This is a genomic window from Spiroplasma endosymbiont of Lonchoptera lutea (assembly GCF_964019715.1).
In the GTDB taxonomy this organism is placed as follows: domain Bacteria; phylum Bacillota_I; class Bacilli_A; order Mycoplasmatales; family Nriv7; genus Nriv7.
The window spans coordinates 988,321-1,007,287 of record NZ_OZ026463.1 but is presented as its reverse complement, the minus strand read 5'-3'; the positions used below and the strand labels follow the sequence as shown (position 1 = coordinate 1,007,287).

Below are 18,967 nucleotides of genomic sequence, written 5' to 3'. Positions count from 1 at the left end.
GTTAGCTAATGATGAATTACATTAATACTGTTAAAATATTAATTAGTCCAATTGTTAAAGATATTAATAATATTCAAATTAGAATGTTAAATGAAAATGACAATGAATTAGAAATTCTTATTATGACTAGTGATAGTGATTTGGCAAGATTAATCGGTAAAAAAGGATTAATTATTGATTCGATTCGTCGTTTAGTTAATGTTAAGGCATCAAGAGAGCAAAAAAGAATTAAAGTATCTTTAGAGGCTTTTAACGAATAATGAAGTTTGTTAAAATTGGTAAGGTTATTAATACTCATGCTTTAAAGGGCGAAGTAAAGATTAGATGTTTAATGCCTAAATATGAGCGATTCTTTGATGCTAATCATGATATATATTTTTATGATTCTAATAATTATACTTATGAAATATTAACGGTTGTTAGTTCTAGAAGTCATAAAGGTGATCTTTTAGTTAAATTTAAAAATTATGATTATATTAATGACATTTTATTTTTAAAGACTCAAGATTTATTTCAACTTAGTAATAATCCTCATTTAGTAAATGATGATGAAGTTGAAAACTATATTGGATTACAAGTTATCAATGTTGATGATAATTCACTTATTGGTGAAGTGATTGATTACTTTATTACTAAAGCGCACGGTGTTTTTCTTATTCAAACAGTTATTGGTGAACAAAAAATGTTGGCCGATGTTTCACAGTTTATTATGAATATTCTTTGAGAACAAAATACTGTTTATGTTAAGTTAATTAATAATTGATAAATTATAAAGGAGGCAAGAAATTAATGACAACAATTCAAATTATCACTTTATTTCCCGAACTCTTTGTTAGTTTTATTAATACATCAATTATTAAGAATGCTGTTAAGAAAGAAAAAGTAAAGTTTAATATCATTAATCTTCGTGATTTTGCTATTGATAAGCATCAACAAGTTGATGATTATCAATATGGTGGTGGTAATGGGATGGTATTAATGGCACCGATTGTAGTTGCAGCGATAAATTATGCTCGTGAGCAAATCCCTAATAGTCAAGTGATTTTATTATCGCCACAAGGAAAAACATTTAAACAGGATATTGCTAGTGCAATGGCTAGTAGTAATAATTCATTAATTTTAGTTTGTGGTCATTACGAAGGTTTTGATGAAAGAATTAGAGATTTTGTTAATATGGAAATATCTATTGGTGATTATGTTCTTAGTGCTGGTGAAATTGCCAGTATGGTTATAAGTGATGCTGTTATTCGCTTATTACCAGGTGTTATTCAAGAAGCATCACATCAAAATGATTCATTTACTAATAAGTATTTAGATTATCCTGTATTTACTAAACCATTAGTTTTTAATAATCAGCAAGTTCCTGATGTCTTATTATCAGGTCATCATAAAAATATTGATATTTGAAGAAAAGAACAAGCGTTTTATAATACATATAAAAAGCGACCAGATTTGATTGACTTAAATCAATTAACACCACAAGAGCAAATTTGAATTGCTGAATTAGAAAAAGATAAAAAATAAATAATAATGGAAGGAGCAATTGTTATGAATATGCAATTAGATCGACAAATTACTGAACAACAACTTCGTACTGATATTCCAAAATTTAAATCTGGCGATACAGTAAGTGTTGCTGTTGAAATTAATGAAGGTAACAAAAAACGAACACAAGTTTTTACTGGTTTAGTTTTAAAGCGTCAAGGGTCAGGTATTAGTTCTAGTTTTACTGTAAGAAAACTTACTGGTAGTATTAGTGTTGAAAGAACTTTCCCTTTACATTCACCGCTAATAAATAAAATTGAAGTTTTAAAAATTGGTCGTGTTAGAAGAGCGAAGTTATACTATATGCGTGATCTTATTGGTAAAGCTGCAAGAATTAAAGAAGTAGTTAGTTCTAATAAGAGAAATAAGGGATAATAATTAATAAAGGTAAAGGTAGAATTTGCCTTTATTTTTCAATTAAGGAGACATATTAATGGAAAAGTTAAATATTAATTGATTTCCAGGTCATATGGCAAAAGCTATTCGCTTGATGAAAGAAAAATTAGCATTAGTTGATTTAGTAATTGAACTTCGCGATGCGCGAGCCATTAACTCTAGTATTAATCCAATTATTCAAGAATTATTTAAAAATAAACCACGAATTATTATTTTGAATAAAAAAGATTTAAGTGATATGAAAGTAAATCAAGAATGAATGGCATTTTTAAAAAAAGACCCGTTAGTTAAAGTAGTATTAACTAATTTATTAGTTGATCAACCCAAAAATGAAATTATTTTATTAATTAATCAATTATTGAAAGATAAAATTAATCATCAAAAATCTCGTGGCATTCCAAATTGACAAATTAAGGTGATGATTATTGGGATTCCTAATGTCGGCAAATCACGGTTAATTAATAATTTAGTTAAAAGAAAAGTAAGTAATGTTGCTAATCAACCAGGAGTTACGAGAGGGATTCAATGAGTCAAGTTAGCGCAAAATATTCATTTACTAGACACGCCGGGAATTTTATGACCTAAACTTGATGATCCACTAGTGGCAATGCATTTGTCATTAATTGGAGCTATTAAAGAGCAATTATTACCATTTATTGATATTAGTTATTATGCGTTTAATTTTTTAGCAAAGCATTATCCTCATATTTTAAAGGAACATTATGCGCTTATTATTCAGTGAAAACAAGATATGCAAACTAAAGAAATGGATTATTATTTTTTGCAAATGGCGAAAGCAAATAATGTATTAGGTTCTTCTGAACAACAAATTATTCAAATGATGACAAATTTTTATTATGCTTTTACAAAAGGAACAATTAAAAATATTTCCTGAGAAAGACCGAAATAATAATGGGGGCGTATTAAATAAATATTGATATTATAATTTTGTTTTTGGATTTTTGCAAATATGTAAGTAAGAATATTAAATATATAACACAGTATTGTGCCGCTAGTATTTTTTATTTAAATTATAGAAGTAGCTATTTTTGATATTTTAATTTTTAGAGATGAAACAGAAACTAAATGAAAAGAAAAATTTAATAGCGATGTTCATTTATACCTGAAATGTAAAATTAAAAAGGACACTTATAATAAAAAACAAATTGTGTTAATTCTATAATTAAGAAAAGAAAGGAATTAGCACAATGTATAAGTATCTGACTATTGAATCAATAATAGCAATAAAAGAATATAAAAGTTATGGATTTTCTATTCGTAAAATAGCAAAAGCAATTGATTATAGTAAATCAACTGTACACAGAGTTTGTAAATTATTAAATCAAAACTTATTACCATTAGAAATATTGAATCAAGTTCAAAAAAATAAACAAAATGCAGGTAGAAAATTAATAATTTTAACTTTAACAGAAATTAATACTATCAATCATTTGTTAATTACTAAAAATTATGCTCTTGATATAATTGCTGATTTTTTAAAGAAAAATAAAATAAAAAATATTTCAACAAAAACTTTATATAACATGTTTAAAACAAATCGAATGGGTTTTGATGAAAAAAATTTATTGAGAAAAGGCAAAAATAAACCTCATAAACAAAAAGAAACTAGGGGCAGAATTAATAATTGTAAATCTATTCATGAAAGAAATTTAATCATTCCAAATATTAAAAATATACAAGAATTTGGCCATTTAGAGAGAGATACTATCGTTGGTAAAGATCATAAAAGTTCTATTATTACTTTAGCTGATATATGATCAAAAACCACAATTCCTTTGAAAACTAAAAATCATAAAGCAGAAAGTATTACACAAAGTATAATAAAATTTATTTCAAAATTAATACCAGGAACAATTAAAACTATTACTTTTGATCGTGGTAAAGAATTTAGTAAATGAAAATTAATTGAAAAAAATTGTAATGTTAAAATTTATTTTGCAGATGCCGGAAAACCTTGTCAAAGAGGTTTAAATGAGAACAATAATGGTATTTTAAGAAGATATTTACCAAAATCTACTGATTTATCTTCATATAAACAAAAAGACTTAAATTCTATAGCATTTCAAATTAATTCTACACCCAGAAAATCATTATCTTATAAAAGACCAATAGATTTAATACAATTATTTTAAAAAACTGTCCCATTTATATTTACAATTCAGGTATCTTAAAAGATATCATTTAGTAATTAGTGAATATCCGCTTCATATGACAAGAGAAAATATTAGTCCAATTGATAGTAATGTTCAAAGAATCTTATTAGGATTATCAAAAGCATTATTGGTATTACCGTTTGCTGATGAAAAAATTATTCATTCATTAGTAGATAGTGCTTTTAATGAAAATAAAGATGTTTTTGCAGTTCCTAATCAAATTTATGAGAACTTTGCTACTAATAATCTTATTAAAAATAGTGCTAAATTAGTGCAAACTATTGATGATATTTTATAAACTTGATAAAGTCTTTAAAATGTACTAAAATATTGCCGTATTTATAAAAATGTTGAGAATCAAAAGATTCTTTTAAGGAGTAAAGTGTTATGAGCAAAAATGTTGTTATTATGGAGTCGCCAACGAAAACTAAAGCGGTACAAAAGTATCTTGGAGATGATTATACTGTTGTTTCTTCCGAGGGACATATTACCAATTTAGCGAATAAAGGTGAATATTATTTAGGGATTGACTTAGAAACATTTACTCCATATTATCGAATTGAAACTAAGAAAAAGCCACTTGTTAAGAAATTACAAGGTTTAGTAAAAGATGCCGATAAAATTTTTCTGGCAACTGATCCCGATCGTGAAGGAGAAGCAATTTCATATCATTTAAATGAAGTTTTAAAAATTCAAAGTAAATCCGTTCGGGTGAGTTTTAATGAAATTACTAAAGATATTGTTATTGAAGCATTTAAAGTACCAAGAGAGTTAGATATGAATTTAGTTCATTCACAAGAAGCAAGAAGAATGATTGATCGGATGATTGGTTTTCGGTTAAGTAAGTTATTGCAAAAGAAAATTCGTTCAAAATCAGCAGGAAGAGTTCAGTCAGTAGCTTTAAAACTTCTTGTGTTGTGAGAAAAAGAACATCAAATTTTTATTCCCGAACAATATTGAACAATTGAAGCTTATTGAAAGCAACATATTTTAAAATTAACAAAATATTTAAATAAAAATATTGAGATTAAAACTGAAGCAGATTCTCAAAATATTATTAAAAATTTAAGTAGTAAATATAAAGTTATTGATATTCAAGAAAAACCTCGAATTAGACAAGCAAATAATCCTTATACTACTTCAACAATGTTACAGGATGGGTCATCACGATTAAATTTTGCTGCTAATAAAACATCTTTATTAGCACAACAATTATATGAAGGAATTGATATTGATGGATTGCTAACAGGATTTATTACTTATCCAAGAACTGATTCAATTCGTTTAAGTGATAAATTTGTTAGTGATACTTTTGCTTTTATTACGGAATCATTAGGTAAAGATTATTTAGGACAAGTAAAAATTACTAAAAAGAAAAACAATGTTCAAGATGCGCATGAAGCAATTCGGCCAACAGATATTTTAATGACTCCTAAGAAGGCAAAAAATTATTTAGGTAAAGATCAATTACGACTTTATAAACTAATTTATAATCGGGCGATGGCATCATTAATGGCTCCAGCAAAAATTACGGGGAAAACTATTATTTTGGATAATAATGATTATGAATTTCGGTTGACAGGACAAACAATTTTATTTTTAGGATTTTTAAAATATTATCAAAGTGATGAGGAAGATAATATTAGTATTAAATTACCAGCTTGAAAAATTGGCGATGTGGTAAATATTAAAGATATTAAGGCATTGCAACATTGAACTAAACCAAAACCACGATATAGTGAAGCACGATTAATTAAAACATTGGAAGAATTAGGAGTAGGGCGGCCTAGTACTTATGCTCCGATTATGAGAACTTTGCGCGAGCGAGGATATGTTTTATTTGAGAATAAGGCTTTAAAAGCTAGTGAAAAGGGAATTTTAACTAGTGATAAACTGCAAGAGTTTTTTCAAGATATTATTAGTGAATCATATACTTCACAAGTAGAATCGCAATTAGATTTAATTAGTCACGGTGAAAAAGATTATCAAGAGCTAGTTGGTTCTTTTTGAGAAAAATTTGAACCTCGTGTTGAAGAAGCTTTTGAAAAAATGACGGAAGTTGAAATTGAAAAGACGGGTACTAAATGTCCAAGATGTGATAGTGATTTAGTTTATCGATTTGGAAAGTATGGTAAATTTATTGGTTGTTCAACATTTCCAAAATGTCGTTATATTTCATCATTAAATCCAGTTAATTTAGGATTTTGTCCACAATGTATTGAAGGCGAAAAAGTTATTAAAGTTAATCGTCGTAATCAAAAATTTATTGCTTGTAGCAATTATCCTGAATGTGATTTTGTTGAATCTTATGAACAATCCAAAGATGAAACAGAAAAAGCAACATTAGAATAATTAATTTTTCTGTTTTTAACCTGAAATGTAAAATTAAAAAGGACACTTATATAAAAAACAAATTGTGTTAATTCTATAATTAAGAAAAGAAAGGAATTAGCACAATGTATAAGTATCTGACTATTGAATCAATAATAGCAATAAAAGAATATAAAAGTTATGGATTTTCTATTCGTAAAATAGCAAAAGCAATTGATTATAGTAAATCAACTGTACACAGAGTTTGTAAATTATTAAATCAAAACTTATTACCATTAGAAATATTGAATCAAGTTCAAAAAAATAAACAAAATGCAGGTAGAAAATTAATAATTTTAACTTTAACAGAAATTAATACTATCAATCATTTGTTAATTACTAAAAATTATGCTCTTGATATAATTGCTGATTTTTTAAAGAAAAATAAAATAAAAAATATTTCAACAAAAACTTTATATAACATGTTTAAAACAAATCGAATGGGTTTTGATGAAAAAAATTTATTGAGAAAAGGCAAAAATAAACCTCATAAACAAAAAGAAACTAGGGGCAGAATTAATAATTGTAAATCTATTCATGAAAGAAATTTAATCATTCCAAATATTAAAAATATACAAGAATTTGGCCATTTAGAGGGAGATACTATCGTTGGTAAAGATCATAAAAGTTCTATTATTACTTTAGCTGATATATGATCAAAAACCACAATTCCTTTGAAAACTAAAAATCATAAAGCAGAAAGTATTACACAAAGTATAATAAAATTTATTTCAAAATTAATACCAGGAACAATTAAAACTATTACTTTTGATCGTGGTAAAGAATTTAGTAAATGAAAATTAATTGAAAAAAATTGTAATGTTAAAATTTATTTTGCAGATGCCGGAAAACCTTGTCAAAGAGGTTTAAATGAGAACAATAATGGTATTTTAAGAAGATATTTACCAAAATCTACTGATTTATCTTCATATAAACAAAAAGACTTAAATTCTATAGCATTTCAAATTAATTCTACACCCAGAAAATCATTATCTTATAAAAGACCAATAGATTTAATACAATTATTTTAAAAAACTGTCCCATTTATATTTACAATTCAGGAAACTAAAAACGATATAATTATATTTAGAGGTGATAAAATGGAAAAAGGTCAAGCATTAATTAATGGTAAGTTGCTTTCTTCAACAAATGTTATTGAAATTACGAGTCCAAACACATTAGAAGTAATTGGTAGTGTTCCTGCTCTTTCGTTAGAAAATATTAATGATGCGTTTTTGGCAGCTAAGGATGTCCAAAAGCAATGAGAGGGATTATTAATTAATGAAAGAATTAAGTTTATTGAACAATGAAAGCAGTTAATAATTGAAAATACTGATGCGCTTGCTAATTTGATGGTCTTAGAAATTGCTAAAGGTAAAAAAGCAGCTATTTCTGAAATTAATCGCACAATTGAATATATTGATTTTACTGTTAATGAAGCATATCGTATTTATCCTGAATCATATACAGGTGATGCTTTTAATGTGAAAAATAAGTTGGCAATTTTTTCGCGAGTTGCTAAAGGAGTTGTTTTAGCAATTTCACCTTTTAATTATCCTGTTAATTTATCGTTAGCAAAAATAATTCCAGCATTAATTATGGGGAATACAGTGGTTTTTAAACCAGCTTCACAAAGTTCTTTAACAGGATTATTTTTAGCTAAGTTAGCATTTGATGCTAATTTTCCTGCTGGTGTCATTAATGCGGTTACTGGTAAGGGCAGTGTTATTGGTGATAGTTTAGTAACCCATCCAGCAATTAATGTTATTTCTTTTACTGGTTCTGATGTTACAGGAAAACATATTACAAAGATTACTAATAAAGTGGATATTATTTTGGAATTAGGTGGTAAAGATCCAGCCATTGTTCTTAAAGACTGTAATCTCGCAATGACGGCGAAAAAAATTGTTAAAGGAGCATTTAGTTATTCAGGTCAAAGATGTACTGCTATTAAAAGAGTTTTAGTTGATAATACGATTGCTGATGAATTGGTATCTTTAATTAAAGTTGAAACAGAAAAATTAACAGTTGGAAGTCCGAATGATAATGCTGATATTACGCCAATTATTGATATGAAAACCAGCGATATTCTTCAAAAATTAGTTGATGACGCGTTAGAAAAAAAGGCATTGTTAGTTTTAGGAAATACTAGAAAAAATAATTTGTGATATCCAACAATTATTGATAATGTTACTAAAGATATGGATATTGCTTGGATTGAACCATTTGGACCGGTGTTGCCAATTATCAGAGTAACATCAATTGGTGAAGCGATTACGCTTGCAAATAGTTCTAAATATGGTTTACAAGCATCAATTTTTACTAATGATATTGATACGGCGGTTAAAATTGCTAATCAATTAGATGTTGGTTCCATTAACATTAATGATGCTCCCCAACGCGGACCAGATTATTTACCTTTTTTAGGAATTAAAGATTCAGGGATGGGCGTACAAGGGATTCGCGAAGCATTATTATCAATGACCCGACATAAAGGTATTGTTTTTAATTGAAAGGCAGACAAATAATAACAAGAAATTTAATAATGATATTGTTTTTAAAGTTAAGTATTTACTTAACTTTTTTTTGGATTTTTAATCCTGAATTGTAAATATAAATGGGACAGTTTTTTAAAATAATTGTATTAAATCTATTGGTCTTTTATAAGATAATGATTTTCTGGGTGTAGAATTAATTTGAAATGCTATAGAATTTAAGTCTTTTTGTTTATATGAAGATAAATCAGTAGATTTTGGTAAATATCTTCTTAAAATACCATTATTGTTCTCATTTAAACCTCTTTGACAAGGTTTGCCGGCATCTGCAAAATAAATTTTAACATTACAATTTTTTTCAATTAATTTTCATTTACTAAATTCTTTACCACGATCAAAAGTAATAGTTTTAATTGTTCCTGGTATTAATTTTGAAATAAATTTTATTATACTTGCTGAATTATACTTGTAAGTGCAAGTAAATAAAATTGCAAAAGATTTCATATAAAAATTTCATGATGCTAAGTTTATTTTAGAAAAAGTAAATTTAAGGAGTTTTTATATGGGATACAAACATCTTGGCATAGATGAAAGAATTTATATTGAGAATCAATTGAAATTTAAAGTAAAAATTAGTGAAATAGCTAAAAATCTTAATCGAAGTATTAGTACTATTAATCGAGAAGTTAATAGAAATAAAGATAATAATCATTATTTTTCATTAATTGCACAAAATAAAGCAGAAAATAGAAAACAATTACATGTTTATTTTCATAAATTTAAAAATAGAGAATTAGTAAAATATGTACAACAAAAATTATTATTAGGTTGATCGCCTGAACAAATTTATGGCAGAATTAAAAATTTTCATCAAGAATGAATTATTAGTTTTAAAACAATTTACAATTGAATTTATTCTGGATTACTTGAAAAGGTTACTAGTAAAAATTTAAGAAGAAAAGGTAAGAAACGAAAATCTCAAGAAAATCGGGGTAAATTTAATGGTAAATCCATTAAAGAACGAAATGTTAATAATCGCATAACTCTTGGCCATTGAGAAGGTGATACTGTAGTATCATCACGAGGTAAAAGTAAATCATGTTTAATAACTTTAGTTGAAAGAACATCAAGATTTACTTTAGCAATATTAGTTGAAAATAGAACTACTAAAGTTATTAACAAAAATATTAGTCATTATTTATCAATTCTTCCAAATAATCTTGTTAAGACTATAACATTTGATAGGGGTAAAGAATTTGCTAATTGACAACAACTTGAAAAAAATTTAAATGTGAAAATTTATTTTGCTGATGCATATTCACCTTGACAAAGAGGTACTAATGAAAATACTAATGGTTTAATTAGAGAAAAATTTCCTAAAAAATTTAATTTTTCAAACACTACTAAAAATGCAGTTCATAAATTTATATTGTCTTTAAACCAAAGACCAAGAAAAATACTAAATTATCTTTCGCCAATCGAATATTTGGTTAGAAAAATAATTTAGTTGCACTTAACTTTACAATTTGGCACTTTGTGTAATATTTTCTGCTTTATGATTTTTAGTTTTCAAAGGAATTGTGGTTTTTGATCATATATCAGCTAAAGTAATAATAGAACTTTTATGATCTTTACCAACGATAGTATCTCCCTCTAAATGGCCAAATTCTTGTATATTTTTAATATTTGGAATGATTAAATTTCTTTCATGAATAGATTTACAATTATTAATTCTGACCCTAGTTTCTTTTTGTTTATGAGGTTTATTTTTGCCTTTTCTCAATAAATTTTTTTCATCAAAACCCATTCGATTTGTTTTAAACATGTTATATAAAGTTTTTGTTGAAATATTTTTTATTTTATTTTTCTTTAAAAAATCAGCAATTATATCAAGAGCATAATTTTTAGTAATTAACAAATGATTGATAGTATTAATTTCTGTTAAAGTTAAAATTATTAATTTTCTACCTGCATTTTGTTTATTTTTTTGAACTTGATTCAATATTTCTAATGGTAATAAGTTTTGATTTAATAATTTACAAACTCTGTGTACAGATAATTTACAAACTCTGTGTACAGTTGATTTACTATAATCAATTGCTTTTGCTATTTTACGAATAGAAAATCCATAACTTTTATATTCTTTTATTGCTATTATTGATTCAATAGTCAGATACTTATACATTGTGCTAATTCCTTTCTTTTCTTAATTATAGAATTAACACAATTTGTTTTTTATATAAGTGTCCTTTTTAATTTTACATTTCAGGTTTCAGGAAATCTTTAAATTCAGTAAACATTTTACTTCTAAAATAATTCCAAATATTTCACAGTGCAAATGATGCTTTATCAATTCTCGGATATTGTTGATTATTTTCATCAATATTAATAACTTCATAACGCGTTTTCAGCGATTCATATGTAAGTTTACTAATTTCAGTTTCTAAACTATTAATGATTTCATTTATTGCTTGAAGATCATCAGAAAGAATATAAGGAGCAAAATGATTTTTTTGGATGCATCATAATTTTTAAAGTTAATATTATAACGATAAGTTACATCTAATCTTGTAGCCCGAAATTTTAATTTTGGATCTTTTTTAGTTAAACTTGTTAAATCACTTAAATTAATTTCATTTAAAGAAAACTTTATTGTCTCCTTAATAAGTTCTAAGGGCTTATCCTCGGGATTAGGATAGTAATTGGAATATGTTACAGCGACTTTATCATTAATATTATTAAATTTTTTCTCAAAATCACTAACAATAAAATTAAGCGCCTCTGAGGCTTCTTCATTAGTAATAAGTTTACTACCATTTAATTGAGTTCCCATAACTAATAATTGTTCAATTTTCTGATTTTTTTTGGTTTCATATTCAAAGACTTTATGATTCATTAACTGATAATAAGCTGTGCTATTAATACTTTCCATTGTTTTTAAATCTTCTTCAATAATGGTCATAGCAATTTTTTTATTATTTTTTTCTTCGGCAATATTATATTCAGAATTACAACCAACAATAACTAAAAGTGATAGGGTTAAAAACAAAAGTGGTGTAAAAACTTTTAATTAATTGATAAATATTTTTCATATTTTTAAAGTATCCTTTCTGATGTTAACTGTTAATAAAATACAATATAACTATCTGTTATTAAATTATGAAATATTTTACTATCAATAAGCAAGAGTTTTATCTAATTTTTTCCTGAAATGTAAAATTAAAAAGGACACTTATATAAAAAACAAATTGTGTTAATTCTATATAATTAAGAAAAGAAAGGAATTAGCACAATGTATAAGTATCTGACTATTGAATCAATAATAGCAATAAAAGAATATAAAAGTTATGGATTTTCTATTCGTAAAATAGCAAAAGCAATTGATTATAGTAAATCAACTGTACACAGAGTTTGTAAATTATTAAATCAAAACTTATTACCATTAGAAATATTGAATCAAGTTCAAAAAAATAAACAAAATGCAGGTAGAAAATTAATAATTTTAACTTTAACAGAAATTAATACTATCAATCATTTGTTAATTACTAAAAATTATGCTCTTGATATAATTGCTGATTTTTTAAAGAAAAATAAAATAAAAAATATTTCAACAAAAACTTTATATAACATGTTTAAAACAAATCGAATGGGTTTTGATGAAAAAAATTTATTGAGAAAAGGCAAAAATAAACCTCATAAACAAAAAGAAACTAGGGGCAGAATTAATAATTGTAAATCTATTCATGAAAGAAATTTAATCATTCCAAATATTAAAAATATACAAGAATTTGGCCATTTAGAGGGAGATACTATCGTTGATAAAGATCATAAAAGTTCTATTATTACTTTAGCTGATATATGATCAAAAACCACAATTCCTTTGAAAACTAAAAATCATAAAGCAGAAAGTATTACACAAAGTATAATAAAATTTATTTCAAAATTAATACCAGGAACAATTAAAACTATTACTTTTGATCGTGGTAAAGAATTTAGTAAATGAAAATTAATTGAAAAAAATTGTAATGTTAAAATTTATTTTGCAGATGCCGGAAAACCTTGTCAAAGAGGTTTAAATGAGAACAATAATGGTATTTTAAGAAGATATTTACCAAAATCTACTGATTTATCTTCATATAAACAAAAAGACTTAAATTCTATAGCATTTCAAATTAATTCTACACCCAGAAAATCATTATCTTATAAAAGACCAATAGATTTAATACAATTATTTTAAAAAACTGTCCCATTTATATTTACATTTCAGGTTGCTATTATTGATTCAATAGTCAGATAGTTATACATTGTGCTAATTCCTTTCTTTTCTTAATTATAGAATTAACACAATTTGTTTTTTATATAAGTGTCCTTTTTAATTTTACATTTCAGGTTTCTTTAAAAAAATCAGCAATTATATCAAGAGCATAATTTTTAGTAATTAACAAATGATTGATAGTATTAATTTCTGTTAAAGTTAAAATTATTAATTTTCTACCTGCATTTTGTTTATTTTTTTGAACTTGATTCAATATTTCTAATGGTAATAAGTTTTGATTTAATAATTTACAAACTCTGTGTACAGTTGATTTACTATAATCAATTGCTTTTGCTATTTTACGAATAGAAAATCCATAACTTTTATATTCTTTTATTGCTATTATTTGGATTGGCAACCCTTTTTAGGACACTTTTTATGTAGACTGGTATTTTCTAAATTCAACGGGAGTTAAATAATTTAAACTGCCATGAATTCGAATATTGTTATATCAATTAACAAAATCAAATAGTTCGTATTTTAGTTGTGTTAAGTTTGCAAATTTTTTACCGTTAATAAATTCGGTTTTAAAGGTTTTGTAAGTTGCTTCAGCAACAGCATTATCATATGGGCATCCTTTGGAGCTTAATGATCTTTTAATTTTAAAGGTTATTAAAATTTCATCAATAATTTTATTTTTAAACTCATTACCATGATCAGTATGAAATAAAGTTATTTTATTTAATGGTCGTGTTATCTTGTGAAAAGCTTGTTGAACTAATTCAGCAGTTTTATTTGGTCCAGCACTATAGCCAATTACTTCGCGATTAAACAAGTCAATTAATAAACAAATATAATGTCATTTAGTGCCAACTTGAACATATGTTAAATCACTAACAACAACTTCATTTGGTTTTTTGTCATTAAATTGACGATTTAAAACATTATTAATTTCGTCATTATTAACTATTTTTTTATGATTGCCAAATTGTAAAGTTAAGTGCAACTAAATTATTTTTCTAACCAAATATTCGATTGGCGAAAGATAATTTAGTATTTTTCTTGGTCTTTGGTTTAAAGACAATATAAATTTATGAACTGCATTTTTAGTAGTGTTTGAAAAATTAAATTTTTTAGGAAATTTTTCTCTAATTAAACCATTAGTATTTTCATTAGTACCTCTTTGTCAAGGTGAATATGCATCAGCAAAATAAATTTTCACATTTAAATTTTTTTCAAGTTGTTGTCAATTAGCAAATTCTTTACCCCTATCAAATGTTATAGTCTTAACAAGATTATTTGGAAGAATTGATAAATAATGACTAATATTTTTGTTAATAACTTTAGTAGTTCTATTTTCAACTAATATTGCTAAAGTAAATCTTGATGTTCTTTCAACTAAAGTTATTAAACATGATTTACTTTTACCTCGTGATGATACTACAGTATCACCTTCTCAATGGCCAAGAGTTATGCGATTATTAACATTTCGTTCTTTAATGGATTTACCATTAAATTTACCCCGATTTTCTTGAGATTTTCGTTTCTTACCTTTTCTTCTTAAATTTTTACTAGTAACCTTTTCAAGTAATCCAGAATAAATTCAATTGTAAATTGTTTTAAAACTAATAATTCATTCTTGATGAAAATTTTTAATTCTGCCATAAATTTGTTCAGGCGATCAACCTAATAATAATTTTTGTTGTACATATTTTACTAATTCTCTATTTTTAAATTTATGAAAATAAACATGTAATTGTTTTCTATTTTCTGCTTTATTTTGTGCAATTAATGAAAAATAATGATTATTATCTTTATTTCTATTAACTTCTCGATTAATAGTACTAATACTTCGATTAAGATTTTTAGCTATTTCACTAATTTTTACTTTAAATTTCAATTGATTCTCAATATAAATTCTTTCATCTATGCCAAGATGTTTGTATCCCATATAAAAACTCCTTAAATTTACTTTTTCTAAAATAAACTTAGCATCATGAAATTTTTATATAAAATCTTTTGCAATTTTATTTACTTGCACTTACAAGTATAATTCAGCGATTACAATATTTTAACTTGGTGTATTTAGAAACCAAATTATTTTTGATCATAATGAATCGGATTTTTCGTCGTGATAAAATGATATTTTTTCTTATTAAAACAGCTTTAATTTTACGAGCACCATAAATCTTGCGACTTTTATTAAATGCACTGATAACTTCTTGTTCATAATTATTAACATCAAACTTGGTGCATTTATTAGTTTGATAATAATATGTTGATTTTAGTAAACCTAAAATCTTACATATTTTCCTCACTGAATATTTATTTTTGTTGTTATTAATTATTGTTATTTTTTCCCGATTATCAGTGCTGCTTGCTTTAAAATGTCATTTTCCATTCGTAATTGTTGGTTTTCTTTTCGCAAGTAAATTAATTCATTTTCTTCGACAGTGCGATTATCTTTTGCTTTAAATGACCCAGAATTATTATAATTTTTAATTCAACTATAAATAGTTGGTTTTGGTAAATTATATTCTTTCCCTAAATTAATAACACTTTTGTCATTTTTGTATAGCATTACAATTTGTTTTTTAAATTCTTCAGAGTATGAGGTTTTATTTCCCATTTTTATATTCCTTCTTTCTTAATAATTTTGAAGTCTATATAATTATGGTCCAACTTATTGTAGCCTATCCAATTGATTCAATAGTCAGATACTTATACATTGTGCTAATTCCTTTCTTTTCTTAATTATAGAATTAACACAATTTGTTTTTTATATAAGTGTCCTTTTTAATTTTACATTTCAGGCAATAAAAGAATATAAAAGTTATGGATTTTCTATTCGTAAAATAGCAAAAGCAATTGATTATAGTAAATCAACTGTACACAGAGTTTGTAAATTATTAAATCAAAACTTATTACCATTAGAAATATTGAATCAAGTTCAAAAAAATAAACAAAATGCAGGTAGAAAATTAATAATTTTAACTTTAACAGAAATTAATACTATCAATCATTTGTTAATTACTAAAAATTATGCTTTTGATATAATTGCTGATTTTTTAAAGAAAAATAAAATAAAAAATATTTCAACAAAAACTTTATATAACATGTTTAAAACAAATCGAATGGGTTTTGATGAAAAAAATTTATTGAGAAAAGGCAAAAATAAACCTCATAAACAAAAAGAAACTAGGGGCAGAATTAATAATTGTAAATCTATTCATGAAAGAAATTTAATCATTCCAAATATTAAAAATATACAAGAATTTGGCCATTTAGAGGGAGATACTATCGTTGGTAAAGATCATAAAAGTTCTATTATTACTTTAGCTGATATATGATCAAAAACCACAATTCCTTTGAAAACTAAAAATCATAAAGCAGAAAGTATTACACAAAGTATAATAAAATTTATTTCAAAATTAATACCAGGAACAATTAAAACTATTACTTTTGATCGTGGTAAAGAATTTAGTAAATGAAAATTAATTGAAAAAAATTGTAATGTTAAAATTTATTTTGCAGATGCCGGAAAACCTTGTCAAAGAGGTTTAAATGAGAACAATAATGGTATTTTAAGAAGATATTTACCAAAATCTACTGATTTATCTTCATATAAACAAAAAGACTTAAATTCTATAGCATTTCAAATTAATTCTACACCCAGAAAATCATTATCTTATAAAAGACCAATAGATTTAATACAATTATTTTAAAAAACTGTCCCATTTATATTTACAATTCAGGTAAATATAAAATTCCTTATTGGTATGATGATATTAGTAAGGAATTAAATTTTATTTTACAAGAACCGTTTATATTTTTAGATATTTTTCAATTTGCTGATCAAATGAAAATCAAAATTGAAAGTATTGGTGAATCCAATTTTTCCATTGATTTTTTACTGCAAAAGTTAAATAGGAGAATTGAGTAATAAAAGATGCACAAAAATAACTTTATCTTAAAAATAAGGTTATTTTTTCTTTGATGATATTCTGATTTTCTTTATGATAATAATTGATAAAAAATTAATTACATTGTATATAAAATAAAATATTTGTCTAAAATAATAAAATCATATATAATAAGTTATATTAAGAATACTAATTAGTAAGGAGAATAAAATGAAATATTTTACAAAAATTATTACCATCGGTTGCTTTTCTTTGTTATCAGTTTTATCAGTAGTTGGATGTAACTATTTTGATAAGAATGATAAAATTGATAATAAGATTAAAAATAAAATCTTGGAAGAAGATATGACAACGATGTGAGATATTCGCTTAAATTTTAGCAGTAATTTAAGAAAATTTGCCAGAAGTGATTATGATACTAAAAGCGAAAAAGACCTTAGTGATGTTTTAGACTTTGGAATGAACCAACCACTGCCAAGGCAAGTTCTTAAACATACTGACGCAAAAAAATCTCTTGATTTTATTAAAAATTCGTTTGAAAATAATTTCAATAAAGCCAATAGTGAGTTACAAATAAAATACAGTAATTATTATAAGTTATTGCCACCTTTTAAACTTTCTATTAATGATACGAAGTTTACAGTATTTAAAATTGCTTTAGATAAAGTCGCTGATTTAGCGGGACTAGATGTAACTAAAGATAGCGCGATTAGACTAGATATAGTTTATGAATATAGTTTTAGTTTTAAAGAATATAGTCCTACAAATCAAAACTTTATTGCAAGTCATATTATTACTAATAATCTTGAATTAACAAAGAAAATTATTACTAATTTGGAAGTTAAAATTGGTGAAGCTACATATGATCAGCTGAAAGCAGAATATGAACGCATTGAAATTAACGAAGATAATAATCAATATCCGAAAATTACTAATGATTTTTCAACATATAATATTTGGTCTCATTATAATAATAAAATTTTTGGTCGTTTTAAAGAACTTATTGCTTCTTCTAATCGCTTTAAAAAAGCTAGTGATGATAATGATATTAAGTATAATTCTTATTCTGATTTCTTAGACTCAATAAGTATAAAAATCAAAGCATTAACTAATCGTTTTAATAATGATGAATATAATAAATTTTATGATGAGCAAGGGAGTTTATCAACTCACAAGGAACTTTTTAACCATTTTGTAAATAAATATCCAAGTGATTATGATTTTTCTAACAATGAATGATTTACTTTTAGTACTAATAATTTAAGATTGGTACCAATGACGATTTATGGTTTACCAATGACTGGTGAGGTACAAAAAAATCAGCAAAAATTAACAGTGACAATGGTTTTGCCAACAAAAATTTTAAATGCTCATTTAGAACAAATAACTAAAATGGTATTTGGTTTCTTTAAAGAATATGAAATTAAATGAGCAAAGGATCAGATTACACTTTTTGTAAATAATGATATTTTTGCAAAACTACTAGATAATGAAACAAGTAAAGATGGTAAACCTAATAATCTTGATGGAATTTACAAGATTTTAGAAAACCATTTTAAGAAATCAGATTTTATGATTAAAGATGATATTTTAAAACATAAAGATTTTACTGTTAGTGCTGGTAATATTTCTAATATATATAATGAAGATATTGTTTATGATAAAAATAATAATATTATTTCCTTAGCAAGTAATCAAGAAATTAATTGAGATTTAGTTTTTGGTCATAAGGGGCAATATTTTAAAGTTAATAATGTATATAAAACAAAATCTTTAAAGATTATTAATAAGGATCAGCAAAAATAAAAG

General features: G+C 25.0%; 18 protein-coding genes and 4 pseudogenes. 14 read left to right on the top strand and 8 right to left on the bottom strand.

The genetic code is table 4. The annotated features are described in order from the left end of the window. The first annotated feature begins 11 nt into the window (after positions 1-11). The 10 genes from AACK97_RS05750 to AACK97_RS05705 all read left to right on the top strand — a co-directional run bounded on the left by AACK97_RS05750 (position 12) and on the right by AACK97_RS05705 (position 9,013). Complete coding sequence (locus AACK97_RS05750; RefSeq protein ID WP_338967265.1) at positions 12-260, top strand: KH domain-containing protein; 249 nt, start codon at positions 12-14, stop codon at positions 258-260. Beyond that, positions 260-766, top strand: coding sequence for a ribosome maturation factor RimM (gene rimM, locus AACK97_RS05745; RefSeq protein WP_338967263.1), 507 nt, complete (start codon positions 260-262; stop codon positions 764-766). Before AACK97_RS05750 ends, rimM begins: the two co-directional genes overlap by 1 nt. A 23-nt stretch (positions 767-789) precedes the next feature. Continuing rightward, entirely contained in the window at positions 790-1,524 is a 735-nt protein-coding gene (trmD, locus tag AACK97_RS05740) for a tRNA (guanosine(37)-N1)-methyltransferase TrmD (RefSeq protein ID WP_338967260.1), read from the top strand. 24 nt (positions 1,525-1,548) lie between these two features. After that, complete coding sequence (gene rplS / locus AACK97_RS05735; protein WP_338967259.1) at positions 1,549-1,920, top strand: 50S ribosomal protein L19; 372 nt, start codon at positions 1,549-1,551, stop codon at positions 1,918-1,920. Between the two features lie 58 nt (positions 1,921-1,978). Beyond that, positions 1,979-2,851, top strand: coding sequence for a ribosome biogenesis GTPase YlqF (gene ylqF / locus AACK97_RS05730; protein WP_338967258.1), 873 nt, complete (start codon positions 1,979-1,981; stop codon positions 2,849-2,851). Between the two features lie 298 nt (positions 2,852-3,149). After that, positions 3,150-4,094 carry an IS30 family transposase gene (locus AACK97_RS05725; RefSeq protein WP_338967257.1) on the top strand — a complete coding sequence of 315 codons (945 nt, stop codon included), beginning with the start codon at positions 3,150-3,152 and terminating at the stop codon, positions 4,092-4,094. Positions 4,095-4,170: 76 nt separating this feature from the next. Then, positions 4,171-4,413, top strand: coding sequence for a hypothetical protein (locus AACK97_RS05720; RefSeq protein ID WP_338967255.1), 243 nt, complete (start codon positions 4,171-4,173; stop codon positions 4,411-4,413). 89 nt (positions 4,414-4,502) lie between these two features. After that, the gene (gene topA / locus AACK97_RS05715) at positions 4,503-6,467 is read left to right on the top strand and encodes a type I DNA topoisomerase (RefSeq protein WP_338967253.1); all 1,965 of its coding nucleotides are present in this window, start codon (positions 4,503-4,505) and stop codon (positions 6,465-6,467) included. A gap of 104 nt (positions 6,468-6,571) precedes the next feature. Beyond that, positions 6,572-7,516 carry an IS30 family transposase gene (locus AACK97_RS05710; protein WP_338966714.1) on the top strand — a complete coding sequence of 315 codons (945 nt, stop codon included), beginning with the start codon at positions 6,572-6,574 and terminating at the stop codon, positions 7,514-7,516. A gap of 69 nt (positions 7,517-7,585) precedes the next feature. Continuing rightward, on the top strand, positions 7,586-9,013 hold the full coding sequence (locus AACK97_RS05705; protein WP_338967251.1) for an NADP-dependent glyceraldehyde-3-phosphate dehydrogenase: 1,428 nt from the start codon (positions 7,586-7,588) through the stop codon (positions 9,011-9,013). A 102-nt stretch (positions 9,014-9,115) separates the two neighbouring features. Here the strand turns inward: AACK97_RS05705 and AACK97_RS05700 are convergent. Next, positions 9,116-9,433 (bottom strand): annotated as a pseudogene (locus AACK97_RS05700) (IS30 family transposase); the annotation flags it as partial. Between the two features lie 109 nt (positions 9,434-9,542). Between AACK97_RS05700 and AACK97_RS05695 the strand changes: the two are divergent. Next, complete coding sequence (locus AACK97_RS05695; RefSeq protein ID WP_338966716.1) at positions 9,543-10,487, top strand: IS30 family transposase; 945 nt, start codon at positions 9,543-9,545, stop codon at positions 10,485-10,487. 24 nt (positions 10,488-10,511) lie between these two features. On the opposite strand, the pseudogene AACK97_RS05690 reads toward AACK97_RS05695, so the two are convergent. Both AACK97_RS05690 and AACK97_RS05685 read right to left on the bottom strand, forming a co-directional pair. Then, positions 10,512-11,165: pseudogene (locus AACK97_RS05690) on the bottom strand (IS30 family transposase); the annotation flags it as partial. A 279-nt stretch (positions 11,166-11,444) separates the two neighbouring features. Then, positions 11,445-12,029 (bottom strand): hypothetical protein, encoded by a 585-nt coding sequence (locus AACK97_RS05685; protein WP_338967247.1) that lies wholly within the window; start codon positions 12,027-12,029, stop codon positions 11,445-11,447. A gap of 243 nt (positions 12,030-12,272) precedes the next feature. Here AACK97_RS05685 and AACK97_RS05680 point away from each other — a divergent pair, with 243 nt between their 5' ends. Continuing rightward, positions 12,273-13,217, top strand: a complete 945-nt coding sequence (locus AACK97_RS05680) for an IS30 family transposase (protein ID WP_338967245.1) — start codon at positions 12,273-12,275, stop codon at positions 13,215-13,217. Positions 13,218-13,371: 154 nt separating this feature from the next. Here AACK97_RS05680 and AACK97_RS05675 read toward each other — a convergent pair. From AACK97_RS05675 to AACK97_RS05655, 5 genes and pseudogenes are all read right to left on the bottom strand, one after another. Further along, a pseudogene (locus tag AACK97_RS05675) lies at positions 13,372-13,653 on the bottom strand (helix-turn-helix domain-containing protein); the annotation flags it as partial. An 18-nt stretch (positions 13,654-13,671) separates the two neighbouring features. Then, positions 13,672-14,199 (bottom strand): annotated as a pseudogene (locus tag AACK97_RS05670) (IS3 family transposase); the annotation flags it as partial. Between the two features lie 42 nt (positions 14,200-14,241). Beyond that, on the bottom strand, positions 14,242-15,186 hold the full coding sequence (locus AACK97_RS05665) for an IS30 family transposase (protein ID WP_338966716.1): 945 nt from the start codon (positions 15,184-15,186) through the stop codon (positions 14,242-14,244). A 76-nt stretch (positions 15,187-15,262) separates the two neighbouring features. Further along, complete coding sequence (locus AACK97_RS05660) at positions 15,263-15,553, bottom strand: IS3 family transposase (protein ID WP_338967242.1); 291 nt, start codon at positions 15,551-15,553, stop codon at positions 15,263-15,265. Positions 15,554-15,585: 32 nt separating this feature from the next. Beyond that, positions 15,586-15,864, bottom strand: a complete 279-nt coding sequence (locus AACK97_RS05655; RefSeq protein WP_338966718.1) for a transposase — start codon at positions 15,862-15,864, stop codon at positions 15,586-15,588. Positions 15,865-16,018: 154 nt separating this feature from the next. Here AACK97_RS05655 and AACK97_RS05650 point away from each other — a divergent pair, with 154 nt between their 5' ends. Beyond that, positions 16,019-16,960 (top strand): IS30 family transposase, encoded by a 942-nt coding sequence (locus AACK97_RS05650; protein ID WP_422397245.1) that lies wholly within the window; start codon positions 16,019-16,021, stop codon positions 16,958-16,960. 408 nt (positions 16,961-17,368) lie between these two features. Then, a complete protein-coding gene (locus AACK97_RS05645) occupies positions 17,369-18,964 on the top strand; it encodes a hypothetical protein (protein WP_338967239.1) in 1,596 nt (531 codons plus the stop codon). Positions 18,965-18,967: the final 3 nt, after the last annotated feature.